This is a genomic window from Mesorhizobium sp. M0018 (assembly GCF_040323955.1).
Classification (GTDB): domain Bacteria; phylum Pseudomonadota; class Alphaproteobacteria; order Rhizobiales; family Rhizobiaceae; genus Mesorhizobium.
The window spans coordinates 1-18,384 of record NZ_JAMYVL010000022.1 but is presented as its reverse complement, the minus strand read 5'-3'; the positions used below and the strand labels follow the sequence as shown (position 1 = coordinate 18,384).

General features: G+C 63.3%; 18 protein-coding genes. 7 read left to right on the top strand and 11 right to left on the bottom strand.

Going from position 1 to position 18,384, the window contains the following annotated elements:
- Positions 1-34: 34 nt before the first annotated feature.
- The 3 genes from NKJ81_RS25360 to NKJ81_RS25350 form a co-directional block, all read right to left on the bottom strand.
- Positions 35-901 carry an SDR family oxidoreductase gene (locus tag NKJ81_RS25360; RefSeq protein ID WP_352473967.1) on the bottom strand — a complete coding sequence of 289 codons (867 nt, stop codon included), beginning with the start codon at positions 899-901 and terminating at the stop codon, positions 35-37.
- A gap of 114 nt (positions 902-1,015) precedes the next feature.
- Complete coding sequence (locus NKJ81_RS25355; protein WP_352542060.1) at positions 1,016-1,651, bottom strand: helix-turn-helix transcriptional regulator; 636 nt, start codon at positions 1,649-1,651, stop codon at positions 1,016-1,018.
- Positions 1,652-1,658: 7 nt separating this feature from the next.
- Positions 1,659-2,528 (bottom strand): S1C family serine protease, encoded by an 870-nt coding sequence (locus NKJ81_RS25350; protein WP_352491489.1) that lies wholly within the window; start codon positions 2,526-2,528, stop codon positions 1,659-1,661.
- Between the two features lie 169 nt (positions 2,529-2,697).
- Between NKJ81_RS25350 and NKJ81_RS25345 the strand changes: the two genes are divergently transcribed.
- Positions 2,698-3,648: a S1C family serine protease gene (locus NKJ81_RS25345; RefSeq protein WP_023678284.1), complete on the top strand. Its 951-nt coding sequence runs from the start codon at positions 2,698-2,700 to the stop codon at positions 3,646-3,648.
- Here NKJ81_RS25345 and NKJ81_RS25340 read toward each other — a convergent pair.
- Positions 3,645-4,070 (bottom strand): VOC family protein, encoded by a 426-nt coding sequence (locus NKJ81_RS25340; RefSeq protein ID WP_352473963.1) that lies wholly within the window; start codon positions 4,068-4,070, stop codon positions 3,645-3,647. The genes NKJ81_RS25345 and NKJ81_RS25340 overlap by 4 nt on opposite strands.
- A 66-nt stretch (positions 4,071-4,136) precedes the next feature.
- Here NKJ81_RS25340 and NKJ81_RS25335 point away from each other — a divergent pair, with 66 nt between their 5' ends.
- On the top strand, positions 4,137-4,763 hold the full coding sequence (locus NKJ81_RS25335; protein WP_352542059.1) for a TetR/AcrR family transcriptional regulator: 627 nt from the start codon (positions 4,137-4,139) through the stop codon (positions 4,761-4,763).
- Here NKJ81_RS25335 and NKJ81_RS25330 read toward each other — a convergent pair.
- The gene (locus tag NKJ81_RS25330; protein ID WP_352450726.1) at positions 4,696-5,652 is read right to left on the bottom strand and encodes a LysR family transcriptional regulator; all 957 of its coding nucleotides are present in this window, start codon (positions 5,650-5,652) and stop codon (positions 4,696-4,698) included. The genes NKJ81_RS25335 and NKJ81_RS25330 overlap by 68 nt on opposite strands.
- 110 nt (positions 5,653-5,762) lie before the next feature.
- On the opposite strand from NKJ81_RS25330, the gene NKJ81_RS25325 reads away from it, so the two are divergent.
- From NKJ81_RS25325 to NKJ81_RS25315, 3 genes are all read left to right on the top strand, one after another.
- Positions 5,763-6,407, top strand: a complete 645-nt coding sequence (locus NKJ81_RS25325) for an FMN-dependent NADH-azoreductase (protein WP_352491493.1) — start codon at positions 5,763-5,765, stop codon at positions 6,405-6,407.
- Between the two features lie 125 nt (positions 6,408-6,532).
- A complete protein-coding gene (locus NKJ81_RS25320) occupies positions 6,533-7,915 on the top strand; it encodes a 3' terminal RNA ribose 2'-O-methyltransferase Hen1 (RefSeq protein ID WP_352542058.1) in 1,383 nt (460 codons plus the stop codon).
- Positions 7,912-10,488, top strand: a complete 2,577-nt coding sequence (locus NKJ81_RS25315) for a polynucleotide kinase-phosphatase (RefSeq protein ID WP_352542057.1) — start codon at positions 7,912-7,914, stop codon at positions 10,486-10,488. Before NKJ81_RS25320 ends, NKJ81_RS25315 begins: the two co-directional genes overlap by 4 nt.
- Positions 10,489-10,496: 8 nt before the next feature.
- On the opposite strand, the gene NKJ81_RS25310 is transcribed toward NKJ81_RS25315, so the two are convergent.
- Together NKJ81_RS25310 and NKJ81_RS25305 are read right to left on the bottom strand one after the other, a co-directional pair.
- Entirely contained in the window at positions 10,497-10,787 is a 291-nt protein-coding gene (locus tag NKJ81_RS25310) for an HlyU family transcriptional regulator (RefSeq protein ID WP_023678291.1), read from the bottom strand.
- A gap of 112 nt (positions 10,788-10,899) precedes the next feature.
- Positions 10,900-11,583: a PadR family transcriptional regulator gene (locus NKJ81_RS25305; RefSeq protein WP_352491496.1), complete on the bottom strand. Its 684-nt coding sequence runs from the start codon at positions 11,581-11,583 to the stop codon at positions 10,900-10,902.
- 270 nt (positions 11,584-11,853) lie between these two features.
- Here NKJ81_RS25305 and NKJ81_RS25300 point away from each other — a divergent pair, with 270 nt between their 5' ends.
- Positions 11,854-12,111, top strand: a complete 258-nt coding sequence (locus NKJ81_RS25300) for a DUF2798 domain-containing protein (protein WP_352542056.1) — start codon at positions 11,854-11,856, stop codon at positions 12,109-12,111.
- Between the two features lie 63 nt (positions 12,112-12,174).
- Here NKJ81_RS25300 and NKJ81_RS25295 read toward each other — a convergent pair whose 3' ends face one another.
- The 4 genes from NKJ81_RS25295 to dnaG all read right to left on the bottom strand — a co-directional run bounded on the left by NKJ81_RS25295 (position 12,175) and on the right by dnaG (position 17,624).
- Positions 12,175-12,555: a thiol-disulfide oxidoreductase DCC family protein gene (locus NKJ81_RS25295; protein WP_352542055.1), complete on the bottom strand. Its 381-nt coding sequence runs from the start codon at positions 12,553-12,555 to the stop codon at positions 12,175-12,177.
- A 210-nt stretch (positions 12,556-12,765) separates the two neighbouring features.
- On the bottom strand, positions 12,766-13,059 hold the full coding sequence (locus NKJ81_RS25290) for a GYD domain-containing protein (RefSeq protein WP_292658752.1): 294 nt from the start codon (positions 13,057-13,059) through the stop codon (positions 12,766-12,768).
- A gap of 207 nt (positions 13,060-13,266) precedes the next feature.
- Positions 13,267-15,288 carry an RNA polymerase sigma factor RpoD gene (gene rpoD / locus NKJ81_RS25285; protein ID WP_023678297.1) on the bottom strand — a complete coding sequence of 674 codons (2,022 nt, stop codon included), beginning with the start codon at positions 15,286-15,288 and terminating at the stop codon, positions 13,267-13,269.
- Between the two features lie 374 nt (positions 15,289-15,662).
- Positions 15,663-17,624: a DNA primase gene (dnaG, locus tag NKJ81_RS25280; protein ID WP_352473950.1), complete on the bottom strand. Its 1,962-nt coding sequence runs from the start codon at positions 17,622-17,624 to the stop codon at positions 15,663-15,665.
- Between the two features lie 282 nt (positions 17,625-17,906).
- On the opposite strand from dnaG, the gene NKJ81_RS25275 reads away from it, so the two are divergent.
- Positions 17,907-18,384, top strand: a 478-nt coding sequence (locus tag NKJ81_RS25275) for a hypothetical protein (RefSeq protein WP_352542054.1), incomplete at its 3' end; no start/stop codon positions are given.

Here is an 18,384-nt window from a genome sequence, read left to right as displayed (position 1 = left end):
TTAAGAGTTATGCCTGTCAGCTAGATACTTTCCGTCAGTAGATACCTTTGATTTTGGTATCCGTCCGGCCGAACACCTCGTCCGGCACAAAAAAGTCGCCGGCGAGCGGGCCTGTCGCACCCGGCGCATAGGCCGAGAAATCGCTGACGCCCTCAGCGCGCAGCACTTCTTCGTCAATGTAGAAATTGCCGGTCGCCTCACGCGACGGCCTGACCAGGATGGCGTATGCCGCATCGGCCATGATGTCGGGCGAACGGCTCATCGCCGCCACCGTCGCCCCGCCCAGGAGGTTACGCACCGCCGCCGTGTCGATGGTCGAGATCGGCCATAGCGAATTGACCGCAATGCCGTCCCTGGCGAACTCGGCGCTCATGCCCAGCGTGCACATCGACATGCCGAACTTTGCCATCGTGTAGGCGACATGGTTCTTGAACCACTTGGCCTTCATGTCGAGCGGCGGCGCCAGATTCAAGATGTGAGGATTTTCCGCCAACCTCAAGTGCGGAATGCACATTTTGGAGACGAGAAAAGTGCCGCGCGTGTTGATCTGGTGCATCAGATCGTAGCGCTTCATATCGGTCTCCAACGTGCCGGTGAGCTGGATGGCACTGGCGTTGTTGACGCAGATATCGACGCCGCCGAACCTCTCCACGGTCTTGGCGACCGCCTCGGCGACCTGTTCTTCATCCCGAATGTCGCACAGCGCCGGCAGCGCCTTGCCGCCGGCCTGCTCGATCTCGTGCGCCGCCGTGTAGATCGTCCCGGGCAGCTTCGGATGCGGCTCGGCGGTCTTGGCCGCGATCGTCACATTGGCGCCATCGCGCGCGGCGCGCAGCGCAATCGCCAGCCCGATGCCGCGCGACCCGCCGGAGATGAAAAGCGTCTTTCCCTTGAGCGACATCCTTGCGCCTTCCTGCAACATGAAAGACACGATCCTTGCGCGGCTGAGAACCGCCGCGCAAGGCCCAACACACCGCATGTGGGTTACGCTGCGTCGGCCTTGAGACAATCTGAACTAGACCAGCACCAGGCCCTGCCGCATGGCGATGGCAATCGCATCGGTGCGGTTGGCGGCACCGAGCTTCGTCAGGATCGCTGCGACATGGAACTTCGCCGTATGCACGGAGATGTTCAGCCGCCGCGCGATGACCTTGTTGGGGGCGCCCTCGGCCAGTAGCGCCAGCACCTCGCCTTCCCGCGGCGAAAGCGTCGGCCGGACGATATGCTCGTCAGTCGGTTCCTCTTCGAACCGGTCGCTGCCATGGAAGGTCAAATCGTGATGCAGATCGGATAGAGCATGACTGTCACGCGAAATCCGGTAGCCCGCAGCCGCGAGCCGCGCGGCGGCGGCGATCAGCAACTCGTCCGCTTGCACCGGCAGCACGGCAAATACTGTATCGGCCGGCCATTCACGGGCCGCTCGCGACGATAGCAGCACGCGAGGCATAGCCGCGTCGACGAGCCCGCCTTGTAGCCCATGATCATCGACGATGGCGACATCCGCCGCCTCACGCCCGTCGACTTCGCCGGCCAGAACCGGCCGCAGATCATCGGTCGCGGCGAGAATGGCGGACAGACTTCGCGTGCGCTCGGCGTCACCGAGCGCGATCAGCACCGTCAGCCGTCTGCCAGCGACCTCACCGCTTACCATCTATCCCTCAGCTCAGTGGCTTTTCACCGATGGTCAGGGAAACCTCACGATTCTCGCCGCCGCGCACCACGCCGAGTGTCACCAAGGCACCGGCGCTGTCCGGCCCGAGCTTGCGGATCAGCTCGCGCGGGCCATGCACCGTCTCTGCGTTCCACGACACGATGATGTCGCCGAGACTGAGACCGGCTGATTTCGCCGGCCCGTTATCGTCGAGACTCATCACCATGGCGCCCTGTGTATCACCATTGCGGACCGGATGCAGGCCGGCGCCAAGATAGCCGCGCGCCACATGACCCTTCTCGCGCAGCGTCGTGACTGCCCGCTCGATCGTTTCGTAAGGCATGACCAGCGCCCGCCGGCGTGGCCCGAACAGCAGCATGCCGATCAGTCCGCCCTTGGCGTCGAGCACAGGGCCACCCTCGAAACGGCCGCCGGCATTGACGGCAAGGTTGATGCGCCGGTCGATCGTGCCACCGCGCATTGAACGCCAGGCCGGGCCGACCTCGCCGACCGTGCCGAAGGTAGCGAGCGAGGTGCCGTCGCTATTGCCCGCCACGACCACCAGGTTGCCCGGCCGCACCGCATCCGCCTTTACCAGTGACGGGGCGGCCGGCGCGCCGGCCGGTTTCAAAACGGCCGTGCCGGTGGACGGGTCGCGGCCGACCAGTTCCGCCTTGACGGCTTCGCCCGAAGAAAACGTCAGCTCGATCTCCTCGCCGGCCTCGACCGCCTCCTCGGCAGTGACGAAATAGCCGTCCCGCCAGTGGAAAGCAGTTGACGTCCGGTGGTGCGTCGCGAAGCTGGCCGTCGCTGGTGCCGCGGCTGCCGCGATGTCGGCAATGGCGTCGGAAAACGTGCTCAGATTGAAATCGCTCATGATTTGTCTCCTGGGTTCTTCGTGACCCAGATATCGCCCGGCAGGGCGTTGGCGGATACTCGCCTGACGGCTAGTTGGGCATTTGACTGGCCATCTGGTCAGGTCGCGGCCGGTCCGGCCGCTCCGCACATATAGGCATTGTTCATCTTGTTCCAAACGGAGCCCTCGGATGGCCCTGCCCGCCCAGCAATTGCAATATGACGATGCCCTTCTCGATGCCTATTCGGCGACGGTCGCCGATGCCGTCGACCGCATCGGGCCCGCCGTCTGCCGCATCGAGCGCATCGGTGGCCCGGGTGGCCATGGCTCCGGCTTCGTCATCGCGCAGGACGGGCTGGTCGTCACCAACTTCCACGTCGTCGGCGATGCGCGCAGCGTACGCGTGTCAATGCCGGACGGCGCCTCCAGGGAAGGCCGCGTGCTCGGCCGCGATCCCGACACCGACATTGCGCTGGTGCGCGCCGACGGCAACTTTGCCGATGTTGCGCCGCTTGGCGATTCCAAGCGTTTGAGGCGCGGCCAGATTGCTATTGCCATCGGCAATCCGCTCGGCTTCGAATGGACCGTCACCACTGGCGTCGTCTCGGCACTCGGCCGCTCGATGCGTGCCTCCACCGGCCGGCTGATCGACGACGTCATCCAGACCGACGCCGCGCTCAACCCCGGCAATTCTGGCGGACCGCTGGTGTCCTCGGCTGGCGAGGTGATCGGCGTTAACACCGCGATGATCCACGGTGCGCAAGGCATCGCCTTCGCGGTTGCCTCCAACACCGCCAATTTCGTCATCTCGGAAATCATCCGCTTCGGCCGTGTGCGCCGTGCCTTCATCGGCGTTTCCGCCGACACCACCAACCTGCCGCGCCGCGCAGCCCTTTTGTCGCAAGTATCGAGCAGCACGGCGGTGCGCCTGCGCACCGTCGAAAAGAACAGCCCGGCGGCCAAAGCCGGCCTCAGGGAAGGCGACATTATTGCCGCCATCGACGGCCGCCCGGTCACCGGCGTCGACGATCTGGTGCGCATGCTCGACGCCGAGCGAATCGGCCGCGAGACACTGTGCACGGTGGTGCGCCGCTCCGGCATTACTCAGGTCACCGTGATGCCGTTGGCGCGGGCGAGTTAGCGCGCCGCAGCACCCTGCGCATATTGCGCCATAAATTCTGGGCTCGGCGGGATCGGCCTGATCACGTCGATCAGCACGCCGTTGGGATCCCTGGTGATGAAATGGCGCTGGCCGAAGGGTTCGTCGCGCAGCGTTCGCAGGATCGGCAGGCCAGCGGCGGTGATCCGCTCATAGATGGCATCCGGATCCCTGACCTCGAAATTGATCAGCAGGCCAGATGTGCGGCCCCGCCCTTCCTCCGGGATCGTCTCATGATCGCCCTGGACGATGCCGAGGTTGACGCGGCGATCTTCGGCTGAGCGCAGATGCACGTACCAGTAGGCCTCAAACAGCGGCTTGAAGCCGAAATGCGCAACATAAAAGGCTGCCGTGCCGGCAACGTCGCTCGTCATCAGCACCGGATAATAGCTCGTCGTCCTCATCTTTCCTTCTCCCGGCAAATAACATACAGTCTGCATGTAAATGGCAATAACATACAGGCTGCATGTATGCAACAAGGATCCGCTCGTCGCTCCAACCGTGATCGCACCGAGGCGACACGCGCTGAGCTCATCGCCGCGGCTCGCAAACTGTTCACCGAAAAGTCCTATGCCGAGACCGGCACACCTGAGATCGTCGCCGCTGCCGGCGTCACGCGCGGCGCGCTCTATCATCACTTTGCCGACAAGCAGGCGTTGTTTGCCGCTGTGGTCGAACAGGAGGCGCAAGCCGTCTCGGAAGAGATCGAACGCGCGTCGCCGCCTTCGCTATTTGCCCGCGATGCGCTGATTGCCGGCTCGGATGCCTATCTGGCTGCCATGCGTGCGCCCGGCCGCACGCGGCTCTTGCTGCTTGACGGCCCGGCCGTACTCGGCCGCGCCGCCATGGATGCGATCGACAATCGCCATGGCAACCGTTCGCTGCGCGAAGGCCTTGTTGCTGCGATGCGCTCGCACTCCATGACGAGACTGCCTGTGGAAGCACTGACCGCGTTGCTCGCAGCCGCCTTCGACCGCGCAGCGCTCGCCATCGAAACTGGAGCATCGATCGAGGACTATCGCGCCGTTCTCATGGCGCTGATCGACGGCCTGTCTCCGGCTCCTCCTCAGGTATCTCACCCGGTTCGAACTCGTTGAAACAGCCTAGCTGGCGCTTGAACTGGTCGATCAGCCAGGCGGCCGCCGGTTTCGGGCTGCGATCGGCGCGGTGCATGGCATAGAGCGGCGAGCGGACTTCGCTGTAAGGCTCGAGATCGAGTTCGACGAGCCGGCCGGTCGCCAGATCATCGGCGATGAGCCATCGCGGCAGCCCGCCCCAGCCCAGCCCCTCGCGCATCAGCACGTGCTTGGTGCGCACATCCGTCAGCCGCCAGGTGCGGTAGGCGAAGACGCCATAGTCACGCCCGCGCGTACGCTCGGACTGGTCCGAGACGACCAGTTGGATGTGTTCGCGGACATCCTCTAGCGCCACTGGTCTCGGCAGCAGCGCCAGAGGGTGATCAGGCGCTGCGGCTGGCACCAGGGAGAAGAAGCCGATGCGAAGCAGATTCACGTCCGTCTCACCCAGAAGCCCCCCGATGCCGAGATCGGCCTGTCCGCCGACAACATGATCGAGGATAAGGCCAAGCGAGCCGATATGCAGACGCAGCGTCACGGCCGGGAACTGCGCCTCGAATGCCTTTAGCACCCGAACCAGCACCGGCGACGGTAGCGTCACGTCGACCGACAGCGTCACTTCCGCCTCCAATCCCTGCCGGTATCCGTCGACACGCGAGCGGATGCGTTGCAGCACGCCGACCATGCGCCGCGCATCTTCCAGCGTCGCCTTGCCGACATCGGTCAGTTGCGGTTCACGCGTGCCCTCGCGCTCGAACAGCTTCAGCCCGAGCTGCGCTTCGAGGTTGGCGATGGCGTAGCTGATCACCGATTGCGCGCGATTCAATTTGCGCCCGGCGGCCGAGAAGCTGCCGGTCTCGGCCACCGCAACCAGGATCTGCAGTTGGTCAAGCGTCGGGTTCGGTTGCATCGTTCAATCCACATTTTAGATGGATAATATACAAAATATACCAGTTTTTCAAATGGGTCTGCGCACACATATCTGCCGGGAGATTTTGATCCAACCCTGGAGACCCCATTATGTCCATCCTTCTTGTCACATCGAGCCCGCGCGGCGCTGCCTCACACTCGACCCGTATTGCTACTGAATTCGCCGAAAAGCTTGTTGCCGCCGATCCGTCGAACACGCTTGTCGTGCGCGACCTCGTCGCCAATCCGTTGCCGCACATCGATGCCGATTATGCGACCGGCATCTACACGCCGGCCGAAGCGCGCACCTCGCGCCAGGCTGAAGTCGTTGGCGTCTCCGATGTCGTGCTGGATGAACTGTTCGCCGCCGATTCGGTGATTCTCGCCACCGGCTTCATCAACTTCAACATCTCCTCGACGCTGAAGTCCTGGGTCGATCACATTGCCCGTTCCGGCAAGAGCTTTGCCTATGGCGAGAACGGCCCCAAGGGCCTCGTCACCGGCAAGAAGGTCTACATCGTGCTGGCTTCGGGCGGCATCTATTCCGAAGGTGCGGCCGTGCAGTTCGATCACGCCATTCCCTACCTGCGCAGCGTGCTTGGCTTCCTCGGCATGACCGATCTCGAGGTCATCCGCATCGAAGGAGTCGGCATGGGCGCCGATGCGGTGGCAGCAGCGCTGGCCAAGGCCTCGACCAAGGTCGACGCCATTGTAGCCGCGACCGGCAATGCCGAGCGCGTCGCCACCGCGGCGTAAAGCGTCAGCATCGTCTGAAAGGGCAGGCGCCCGGCGCCTGCCCTTGTTGTCGTTGGCGACAACCTATTGTGGTGGGCCACACAACCGCCATTGGTTATTCCGCTTGTCTGCGCTATCGGTCGCGGATGTTCCTTTCCGTTGCCACAACGCACCGTCCGGCCACCGATCTCGGTTTCTTGCTGCACAAGCATCCGGATCGCCTGCACGAGACCGACCTGTCTTTCGGCAAGGCGTGGCTGTTCTATCCCGAGGCAACCGAAGAGCGGTGCGAGGCTGCACTCCTGCTCGATGTCGATCCTGTGGGACTGGTGCGGGGCAAGGGCCAGGCAGAAGGCCTGCTCGACCAATATGTGAACGACCGGCCTTACGCAGCATCATCCTTCCTGTCGGTGGCGCTGAACAAAATGCTGCGGACGGCGATGACCGGTATATCGAAGGAGCGCCAGGAACTGGCCGACAGCGAACTGCCGCTGGAAGCCGTGGTTACGCCACTGCCAACGCGCGGCGGTGAGGTTCTGGTTCGAAGTTTGTTCGAACCCTTGGGCTGGACAGTCGATCTGACGCCAATCGAAGGAATCGGGGGTGCTGCAGGCGAGCCCCGATACGGCCATCTGAAGCTGACCGGCACAGGCCGGCTCAGCGCCTTGTTGAATCACCTCTATGTGCTGATCCCGGTGATGGACGATGCCAAGCATTACTGGGTCGGCGAAGCAGAGATCGACAAGCTGCTGTCCAAGGGAGAGGGCTGGCTGGAAAACCATCCGGCCAAAGACCTGATCGTGCGCCGCTACCTTGGCAATCGCCGGGCTTTGGCCCGCATCGCCCTGGAGCGGCTGGCTCCCGAGACGGCTGGCGAGGCACAACCTGCCGAGTTGCGCGTCACGCCCGAGGAAGCGCTGGAGACGCCTATCCGGCTCAACGATCTGCGCATGGACGCAGTTGTCCACGCCATTCGAGCGACGGGAGGAACCACGGTTGCGGACCTGGGATGCGGTGAAGGCAAGCTGCTCGACAGGCTGGTGCGCGAGCGATGGATCCACATGCTGTTCGGTCTGGATCCGGCGGCGCGCGAACTGGAATGGGCCGCAAAGCGTCTCAAGCTGAACGAATTAGGCGGGCCGCCCGAGGGCCGGGTCACGCTGCTGCATGGATCGCTGACCTACCGCGACAGCCGTTGGGCCGCAGCCGACGTCGCCGTTCTGGTCGAGGTCATCGAGCATCTCGACGAGGACAGGCTGCCCCTGGTCGAACGCATCGTTTTCGGTGAGACGGCGCCCAAATCCGTCATCGTGACCACTCCGAATGCGGACTACAACGCTCTGTTTCCAAGACTGGTCCCTGGCGCATTTCGCCATCCCGATCACCGTTTCGAATGGAGCCGGGCTCAGTTCCAAGCCTGGGCGGCCAAAATCGGCGAGATCTATGGCTATGCAGCCACCTTCAGCGGTATCGGAGCCGAGGGCCCGACCCTCGGCGCCCCCACACAGATGGCGGTGTTCACCCGATGAGAGAACCTGATAAGACCAACCTCACCATTCCTGACTTCGCCCTCGTCGTGCTGATCGGCTCGACCGGATCGGGCAAGTCGACTTTCGCCACCAAGCATTTCCTGACGACCGAGATTATCTCCTCGGACCAGTGCCGGGCGCTGATCTCCGACGACGAAACCGACCAGGACGTCTCTGCGGATGCCTTCGATCTGGTTCGCGAAATAGCCGGCAAGCGGCTCAAACACCGCAGGCTGGCCGTCATCGATGCCACCAATGTGCGAGCCGCCGACCGCAAGCCCTGGATTGAGCTGGCGCGCAAGTGGCACGCTTTGCCCGTCGCCGTGGTCCTCGATCCAGGCGTCGAGGTGTGCGTCGCACGCAATGCGGTGCGAGCCGACCGGCAGTTCGGCGCCGGGGTCGCCCAGCGCATGACAACCGAGGTCCGCAAGGGTCTTGGCGGCCTCCAACGCGAGGGCTTCCGCCAAGTCTGGAAGCTTACCAGCGAGGCCAGCATCGACGCGGCCGAGGTGTCGCGACAGCCGCTGTGGACCGATAAGCGCGACGACCATGGCCCGTTCGATATCATTGGCGACATCCATGGCTGTTCGGATGAGCTTCATATCCTGCTCGCTCGACTGGGCTACAGCGTCGCCTGGTCTGAGCATCAGGGCGACCGAATGGTCACCGTGGTTCCACCAGAGGGCCGCAAGATCGTCTTTGTCGGCGACCTCGTCGATCGCGGCCCCAACTCGCCCGACGTGCTGCGCATTGCCATGAGCATGGTCGCGGCTGGAACGGCTTACTGTGTCCAGGGCAACCATGAACGCAAACTCAGCCGCTGGCTAGAAGGCCGCAAGGTCACTGTCGCTCACGGCCTCCAGCAGACTCTCGATCAGCTAAATGCACAGGACCGAGGCCTGCGCGAGGCGCTGCCGGCCTTTCTCGACGGCCTGCGCAGCCATGTCTGGCTCGATCGCGGAGGCCTCGCCGTCGCCCATGCCGGCCTCAAGGAAGGGATGATCGGACGCGGTTCCGGCGCTGTGCGCGAGTTCGCTCTGTACGGCGAGACCACAGGCGAGACCGACGAATTCGGGCTGCCCGTCCGTGCCGACTGGGCTGCGGCCTATCGTGGCAAGACGGCCATTATCTATGGACATACGCCCACGCTATCGGCCGAATGGGTCAACAACACCCTGTGCATCGACACCGGATGCGTATTCGGCGGCAAGCTGACGGCCTTGCGCTGGCCGGAACGCGAACTGGTCGAGGTGCCGGCAATCGAGACCTGGTCGGAGCCGATACGTCCGCTGGGCGGGTCCGGTCCCGGTAAATCGGCACAGGCCGACGCCGACGGCGTGCTCGATTATCAGGATGTCTCCGGTCGCCGTTGGATCGAGACCGGACTGAGGGGCCGGATTGTCGTGGCCGAGGAGAACGCGTCGGCAGCACTGGAGGTGATGAGCCGCTTCGCGCTCTCGCCGCAATGGCTGATCTATCTGCCGCCGACCATGTCGCCGTCCGAGACCAGCAGCCAGGACGGCTGGCTGGAACGTCCGGAGGATGCCTTCGCTTACTTCCGCGAGCGCGGCGTTGCGCAGATCGTGTGCGAGGAGAAGCACATGGGTTCGCGGGCAGTGATCGCGCTCTGCCGGAACGCGCAGGCGGCACGCAGCCGCTTCGGGGTCCCTGGCGACGAAACCGGCGCAATCTGGACCCGCACCGGACGCTCCTTTTTCAATGACAGTGCCATGACGGAGGACCTGCTCGCCCGTCTTCGCACCGAGGTCGACGCGGCGGATCTGTGGAAGGAATTGAACAGCGACTGGCTGCTGCTGGACGCCGAGATAATGCCTTGGTCGGCCAAGGCCGGCAGTCTGATCGAAAGCCAGTATGCGCCTGTGGCGATATCCTCTGCCGCCGGTTTCAAGGCCAGCAACGAGGCGCTGGCCCGTGCGATGGCGCGCGGCGTCGATGCAGCCGGCCTGAACGCACGCCTTGAAGACCGGGCCGTCCGCGCAGCCAAATACGCGACCGCCTGGGCGCCCTACGTATGGCCAGTTTCGGGCGTCGAGGACCTTAAGGCCGCGCCTTTCCACCTGCTGGCCAGCGAGGGACGTGTTTGGTTTGACCAGGACCATGTCTGGCACATGTCGCTCGCGGACCGTCTGGCTGCCCGTGGCGGCGTGGTCACGCCGACTCGATGGCGTATGGTTGACCTCGCCGACGGCAGCGCGTGTGCCGAGGCCGTCGCCTGGTGGGAAGCACTGACCGGCTCAGGCGGCGAAGGCATGGTGGTCAAACCACGCGACTTCGTCAGCCGTGGCGAGAAGGGGCTCATCCAGCCGGCGCTGAAGGTCCGCGGCCCGGAATATTTGCGCATCATCTATGGTCCCGAATATGATTCACCCGACAATCTCATCCGCCTCCGAGAACGCGGCCTGGCCGGCAAGCGCAGCCTGGCGCTCCGGGAGTTCGCGCTTGGCCACGAAGCGCTAACGCGATTTGTCGCCAAGCAGCCGCTACGCCGGGTTCACGAGTGTGTCTTCGCCGTGCTGGCGTTGGAAAGCGAGCCAATCGACCCAAGGCTGTAGTAGCCGATCTATCCGAAGATCTTTTCGCCCTGCTCGTCGACCAGCTGGATGCCCTTTTTGATCGAGATGTCGACGGCATCATCAAGCCCGGCAAAGCGGTCGGCGCGGATGAATTTGTGCTCCTTCATCACGCCGTCGATCTCTTTCGAAACCACGCCGCAGGTCTGGTACTGGCCCTCCGCCTTGTAGGGCGTGGCGCTGATCAAAAATCCCTTGTGCTCGATCTGCTTTGCCGGCGCCGCTGTCTTTGGCTCGGCGGCTTCGTTGCCTCCGCCGAAAAGACGCTTCAGAAAAGACATGGGGTATCCTCCAACGGCAATCATCCTGCACCACATAGCGCGGTGCAGGATGATTTTCAGTACCGGTCCTTGGCTGGACCGGCAAGGGCCGCCTGCGGCTTGCCGTTAGAGGTCAGTCGCGCGTCAGTGCTTCCAGTGCTTCCGCGGCAGCTTCCAATATGCTGATTGCCTCGGCCTGCTTTGCTTCAGGCGCATCGACGATCTCGCCGAGCGCGGCGCGTAGCCGGTGGCGCACGGCGCGAAACTCGTCGCGCTTTTCCGAGCGGCCGCGGCCGCGCCGGCCACCGTCGCCGTCATCGTTCCAGCCGAACCAGTCGCGCGCCTTGGCCATCTTGCGGCCGAAGCGCTCGAGATGTTCGAGCACGTGGTCGATCATCTCGCGATTTTCGTTGAGGTGCGCCTGCCCAGCCTCGGTGATTGAAAACACCTTCTTGTTGCCTTCCGCCGCAGAAACGGCGTAGCCGGCCTCCTCCAGGAAGGTCAGCGTCGGATAGACCACGCCGGGGCTCGGGCTGTAGACGCCGCTGGTGCGCTCCTCCAGCGCCTTGATGATGTCGTAGCCGTGCCGCGGCGCCTCGGCCAGCAGTGACAGCGTGATGAGCTTGAGATCGCCGTCGGCCAGCATGCGGCCGGCGCGGAACATGTCGCCCGGCCCGCCGCGTCCGCCGCCTCTCATGCCATGCCCGAACGGGCCAAAGCCGCCGCCACGTCCGCCGAACTTGCCGGCCATATGCATGAAGACGCGCTCGGCGCGTTCGCCGAAACGATGATGGCTGAAATGATTGTCTTTGTGCATTGTCTGCTCCTTGAGTTATGTCTTACGATATATCTCAACTAAGTGCCCGCCACGGCCGAGTCAAGATATATCTTACGATGTATCTGAAAATGGCACCAGCAGGATTGATTTCGCCAGCGAGGGCAGCTAGACGGTGCATGAGGGCCGAAGGCCGCTCCGTAAGCGTCTGACGTGAAGCAACGCATCCACCCCGGTCGTTCCGGGCAGTTACGCCGACAATACGGGCGAATGGATGCAAGGCGACGAACCGGATGCTTCAGGGAAATCCAAATGACCATGAAAACCCGGCGCAGCAAGCTGCCTGCGCGCAATGCCGCCGTGCTCGGCCCGCTGGTGCTGTCGTTGCTGATGACGTTCATCGTGTCGTTCATCTCGACACTGAAAAGCCTTGGCTTCCAGCCCGACATGCTGGCCACTTGGCTGACGGCTTGGGGCCTGTCCTGGCTGGTTGCCTTTCCGACGCTGCTGCTGGTGCTGCCGGTGGTGCGCCGCATCGTTGGCTGGCTTTGCGAGCCCGTGGCTCGATAGCAGGGCACGCGAAAGACCTGGAAACAATCTCCGGACCTTTCGGTGCGGAGCGAATAATACCCGTTACCAGCGGCCTTTGCGCCGGTTCCAGGCATAGAGCAGATCGGCAAAGCGATCATAGCCATAGCGCGTCAACGGCAGTGCGCCGGGATTGCCGAACAGCGTTGCGAGCCAGGCTTCGCCGGGCGTCGTGCGCCATACAGCAATGGCAACATCGGCGCCGACCAGCAATTTGCCGTCGGCGTCGATCGCATGCAGCCTGCGCCGGATGTCCTCCAGGCCGATGCCGTACCCGGCCAGCGCCGCCGGTTCGGCATTGATGTCGCGAAATTCGATCCGCCCGGCCTTGACCGCCTCGATCAGCCGCCGCTTCTGCCGGCTGATGCCGGCATCGCAGACCGGACAGCGCGTATTGTACCAGACAGTCAGCAGAGGCTTGGCCATGTTTCGAAACGGCACCAGAGGACACGCACGGATTATCCGAGAAATGCCGTTGCGCCGCAACGTGATACGATACCGGCGGAATGGCCGGCTTCGCTGATCCAGGTCGCCCAAAGGGTACGCAGCGGTTTTACGATAACGACATGCATAAAAAGAAGAGCCTAAAGCGCGTCGCAAGGGCCGTTCAGCGCGACGCGCTTCAGGCGCCGCGGCTCAGCCGAGCGAGGTGATGATCTCGCGATAGGCATCCTCGGGGAAAGCCTTGAGTGTCCGCGTCCTGACGTTTCCGCCCGTCGCCAGCATCAGCGAGAAACGAGCCAGGACAGCATCGTCGGGCGCTTCGAGCACGGCCACCATGTCACAATCCCCCATGGTGAGATAAAATGCCTTGAAGGACCCGCCCATGTCTCCCAGCAGCTTCTTGGCGGCATCGAGCCGCTTCGGCGATTCGCGCACATTTTTGGCGCCTTGCTCCGTCCAGTTGATCAGCACGATGTAAGTTGTCATGGCACACCTCCCTCCGGTGCCACGGAGCACGGCGTCTAACCGCCGGGGCGGGCATCCGGGTTTGTCGCCCAGAGAATGCGTCCGTCGCGGAATTATCCTCTCGTAGGGCGCGACCCGCAAGAGCGGCGCGTCCAATCGTGATCGCCTGTGTCCAAACGGAAAAGGGCGCCACCGGCGCCCTTTAAACTGCTTATCCGTCACCCGGCCTCAGCTGTCGAGGAAGCTTCTGAGCTTGCGCGACCGGCTCGGGTGCTTGAGCTTGCGCAGCGCCTTGGCTTCGATCTGGCGGATGCGCTCGCGGGTGACCGAGAACTGCTGGCCGACCTCTTCAAGCGTGTGGTCGGTGTTCATGCCGATGCCGAAGCGCATTCTGAGCACGCGCTCTTCGCGCGGCGTCAGCGAGGCCAGCACGCGCGTCGTCGTCTCGCGCAAATTGGCCTGGATCGCCGCGTCGATCGGCAGAATCGCCATCTTGTCCTCGATGAAGTCGCCCAGATGCGAATCCTCCTCGTCGCCGACCGGCGTTTCGAGCGAGATCGGCTCCTTGGCGATCTTCAGCACCTTGCGCACTTTTTCCAGCGGCATGGCGAGCTTTTCCGCCAGTTCTTCCGGCGTCGGCTCACGGCCGATCTCATGCAGCATCTGGCGCGAGGTGCGCACGATCTTGTTGATCGTTTCGATCATGTGCACCGGAATGCGGATGGTGCGCGCCTGGTCGGCGATCGAACGGGTGATCGCCTGCCGGATCCACCACGTCGCGTAGGTCGAGAACTTGTAGCCGCGGCGGTATTCGAATTTGTCGACCGCCTTCATCAGGCCAATATTGCCTTCCTGGATCAGGTCGAGGAACTGCAGGCCGCGATTGGTATATTTCTTGGCGATGGAGATGACGAGGCGCAGATTGGCCTCGACCATTTCCTTCTTGGCGATCGCGGCTTCGCGCTCGCCCTTCTGCACCTGGTTGACGATCTTGCGAAATTCCTGGATCGAAATCGCCGTCTCGGTGGCGAGGTTCTGGATCTCGGCGCGCAGGTCGCGGATGGCGTCCTTCTCGTTCTTGGTGAATTCCTTCCAGCCGCGCGAGGTCAGATTGCCGATCGAGCGCGTCCAGTTGGGATCGAGCTCCGAGCCCTGATATTCCTTGAGGAATTCCTCGCGGCGCACGCCATAGCTTTCGGCCAGCCTGAGCAGCTTGCCTTCGTTCTGCACCAGGCGCTTGTTGATGTCGTAGAGCTGCTCGACCAGCGCCTCGATGCGCGCCGTGTTCAAGGACAGCGACTTCACCGCCTTGATCAGCTGGTCCTTCAATTCCTTCAGCCGGCGGTCCTGGCTGGGCGACAGCGTGCCCGCGGCAGCCAGCCGGTTCTCGACCTGCTGGTCCTGCAGCTTGCGCAGTTTCTTGTAGGTGTCGGCAATGACGTCGAGCGTCTCCATCACCTGCGGGCGCAGTTCCGCTTCCATCGCCGCCAGCGACAGGCTCGCCTCGTCATCGTCTTCCTCGTCGTCGTCCACCAGGCCACGCGTGTCGCCGCCGACATTGGTAATGTCGTCCTCGTCCTCGCGCGAACGGCGCGACTTTTCCTCGGTCTTGGCTTCCTCGATACGCTCGACAACCGGCGCCTGCTTGGCCTCCGGCCCGGCATAGGTCGCTTCAAGATCGATGATCTCGCGCAGCAGAATCTTCGATTCGTTGAGCTCGTCACGCCAGATGATGATGGCCTGGAAAGTCAGTGGGCTTTCGCACAGGCCTGCGATCATCGTCTCGCGGCCGGCCTCGATGCGTTTGGCGATCGCGATTTCGCCCTCGCGCGACAGAAGCTCGACTGAGCCCATCTCGCGCAGATACATGCGGACCGGATCGTCGGTGCGGTCGGTCGGCTCTTTCTTGGTCGTGGTGGCGGCGACGGCGGTGCCGGTCTGCTCGGCCAGCTCGTTGGCGTCTTCCTCGGCGTCAGCGGCGGTGTCGGCGGCTTCGGGCTCCTCGCCCTGCTCGTCGTCCTCGACCACGTTGATGCCCATGTCGGAAAGCATGGCCATCGTGTCCTCGATCTGCTCGGAGGTCACTTCCTCCGAGGGCAGCACCGAATTCAGCTCGTCCATGGTGACATAACCGCGCTTCTTGGCGGCCTTGATCATCTTCTTGACAGCATCGTCGGAAAGGTCGAGCAGAGGGCCATCGGTCGCGGCCTCGCGTTCGGTCTCGACTTCTTCCTTTTCTTTTGTCGCCATAGTCTTTATTTTCTCCAAGCGGCTGAGTATCAAAGCCGCGTAAGCTGCCGGTCCGGTCAAATTGGATGCGCTCTTTCCAGAACGCGCTTTACCGGGCCAGTAACTGCATCTCTCGTTAAGTCCAGATTAACCCTGATATCTGTGGCAAGCTGACTGCCTGTCCAGTGATCAGTACCTTACATCGCTGCATTCCCGTCGATGCTGGGGCGGGTTAACGTTTCGAATCGACCTGATTCCGCCATTCTGCCGGAAGGTCAAGCGCCTCTCGCATGATTCGCATGAAAAAAGCGAATCAATTACCCGACTTAGAGCACCGCACGCTTGATTCAACGCGCAAGCACGTCCTTACATTTGAGTCTTCTGGAGGCTTCGATCTAAACGCGCCCAGCTCTGCCCGACGATACGCCAAACCCTTCGATCAGCGCTTCCGTTGCCTGCACATCACGAAATTGCGCCTGGATTTCGACCAGGTGCCGGTAATTTTCGTCCGTGGGATCGCTGGCGAGCGCTGCTTCCGCCTGCTTCAGCTCCTTATGTAAGGTGCGCGCGCTGCGCTGCAAGTGGAGAGCTTGGCTGAACGCATCGCGAGCATCGTCGAGTGCTGCCGTTTCCAGCGCCGGCCATTGCCGCGCACGTTTGATCAGCGCCACCGCGCGCTGCCAGACCTCACCGCAGCCGGCCCGCTCGATCGTCGCGATTACAGCCTCGCGGTTGTTGGCCATATCGTGCGCCATGGCGTCGAGGATGGCCGCATGCAGCCGCTTCAGATCGGAATTGGCGAGATCGAGGAACTCGACATGGGCGAAATTCTCGTCGATCAGCACGGGATGGTTGACGAGGGCCGCAATGATCGTCGCCTCGCGCACCGACATGCCCTCGCCGTCGCGTTTGACCAGCGCCGAGCGGCCGAGGCTTTCGGTGATCGCGGTGCGCCCACCGGCACCGCCGCCACGTGCAAACTGTCCGCCGGGTGCTGAGACCCTGCCCGGGAAGCGCTCACCGGGCCGTCCGTCCTGACGTCCCTGGCGTCCGCGCTGGGCACCGAAGAAGCTCTGCACGCGCTCGCGCATTTCCTGTTGGTAGTGATAGCGAAGGCTCTCGTCGCGGATGCGGCTGGTCAGTTCGCGTAGCGTCTTTTCGAGCTCCGCCCGCCGTTCCGGCGTGTCGAAGATGCCGCCGGCGGTCTCGCGCATCCACAAGAGGTCGGCCAGCGGCCGTGCCTCGGAAAGCACGGCGCGGAACGCATCCGGCCCGTCACCCTTGACCAGATCGTCGGGATCCTTGCCCTCCGGCAGCAGGGCGAAGCGCACGGAGCGGCCTGCCTGGACCGCCGGCAGCGCCATGTCGGCGGCGCGCCACGCTGCCTTCAACCCGGCCTGGTCGCCGTCGAAGCACAGCACCGGCTCGCCAGCCATGCGCCATAGAAGTTCGAGCTGGTTTTCAGTCAACGCGGTGCCGAGCGGCGCCACCACGTTTTCGAAGCCGGCCTGCGCCAGCGCGATCACATCGATGTAGCCCTCTACGGCAATGACCGTGCCGCCCTTGGCCAGCGCCCCCTTTCCGAGCGCTTGCCGCGCACGGGCGAAATTATAGAGCACGTTGCCTTTGTGGAAGAGCTCCGTATCGGGCGAGTTCATGTATTTGGCCAGCGCATCCGGCGCCAGTGCCCGCCCGCCGAAGGCGATGATCTTGCCCCTGGAATCCGGGATCGGGAACATGATGCGGTCGCGGAACCAATCGTAGGAAACCGGGACGTCGTCGCCATGGCGCACCAGCCCGCACGCCTCGATGTCGGCCTTGGGGACACCCTTGGCGGCAAGATGCTCCTTCAGCGCATTGCGGCTGTCGGGTGCATAGCCGAGGCGGAAAGACTGCTGCGTCGCCGGTGTCAGCCCCCGGTCGCGCAGATAGGCGCGGGCCTTTGCCCCTTCCGGTCCCTGCAGCCGTTCCTGGAAGAACGCCGTCGCCATCTCCATGACGTCAGTCAGGCTGGCGCGTTCCTTTTCGCGCCGCTCCTCCTGGGCATCGCGAACCGGCATCGGCACGCCGGCCATGTCGGCGATCTTCTCGACCGCTTCAGGAAAGCTCATCCCGTCAAGTTCGGTCAGGAACTTGAAATGGTCGCCCGAAACCGAGCAGCCGAAGCAATGGTAGCGGCCCTTCTTGTCCTCGCAGTGGAAGGACGGGCTCTTCTCGCCATGGAAGGGACAGCACGCCCAATAGTCGCCGCGCGGCGCGTTAGTCTTCTTCCTGTCCCACGCGACGCGCTGGCCGATCACCGAAGAAATCGGCACGCGGTCGCGGATCTCGTCGAGGAAAGCAGGCGGAAAGCGCATGGGGGACAGCTCGTTTGGCCTCCATATAATCACGCCGGCGAAGCCCGACGACTCCTAATGCGGAACCATACCCGGTTTTCACAGGGCCAAGGGGTCCAGGCGCCTGACGTTGCGTGGCTGCCACACCGCGGCGGGAATAGTCTCAAGCTTACCTGACCCGTGGCTTCAAGATTGACTTTGCATGAACTCGCCAATCTAGATGATCATAAGCAAAGGCGACTCGTCCGGAATTCAGCGCCCGTAGAGAGCAGGCCCGCCGGTCGGGGGATTTTGGGGGACGGGGTGACCGTAGCTCTGGATGCGCATGTCACCATGCGGCTGCGGCGTTTGCCGTTGTCCGCACTTTCCTTTCTGTTGTCGTCGATTTTTCTGCTTTTGTTCGCAACGCTGAGGCGCGCCCTCGCCGCCATTCTCGTGTTCGTGCTCGTGCCGACCGCGGCGTTCGCGCTGCCGACGGTGACCATCAACCAGGCTGCCGGCCAGAGCGATCCGACCGGTTCCTCACCAATTCGGTTCGACGTGGTCTTCAGCGAGCCGGTGACCGGCTTCAATGGCAGCGACGTCGATCTTTCCGGCACCGCCGGCGCCACCACCGCGTCCGTTACCGGCTCCGGCAGCTCCTACAGCGTTTTGGTCAGCGGCATGACGGGTTCAGGTTCCGTCGTGGCCACAATACCGGCCGGCGTGGCAACCAACGCCAGCGTCGATCCGAACGAGCCCTCGACCAGCACCGACAATACCGTCACCTACAATCTGCCGC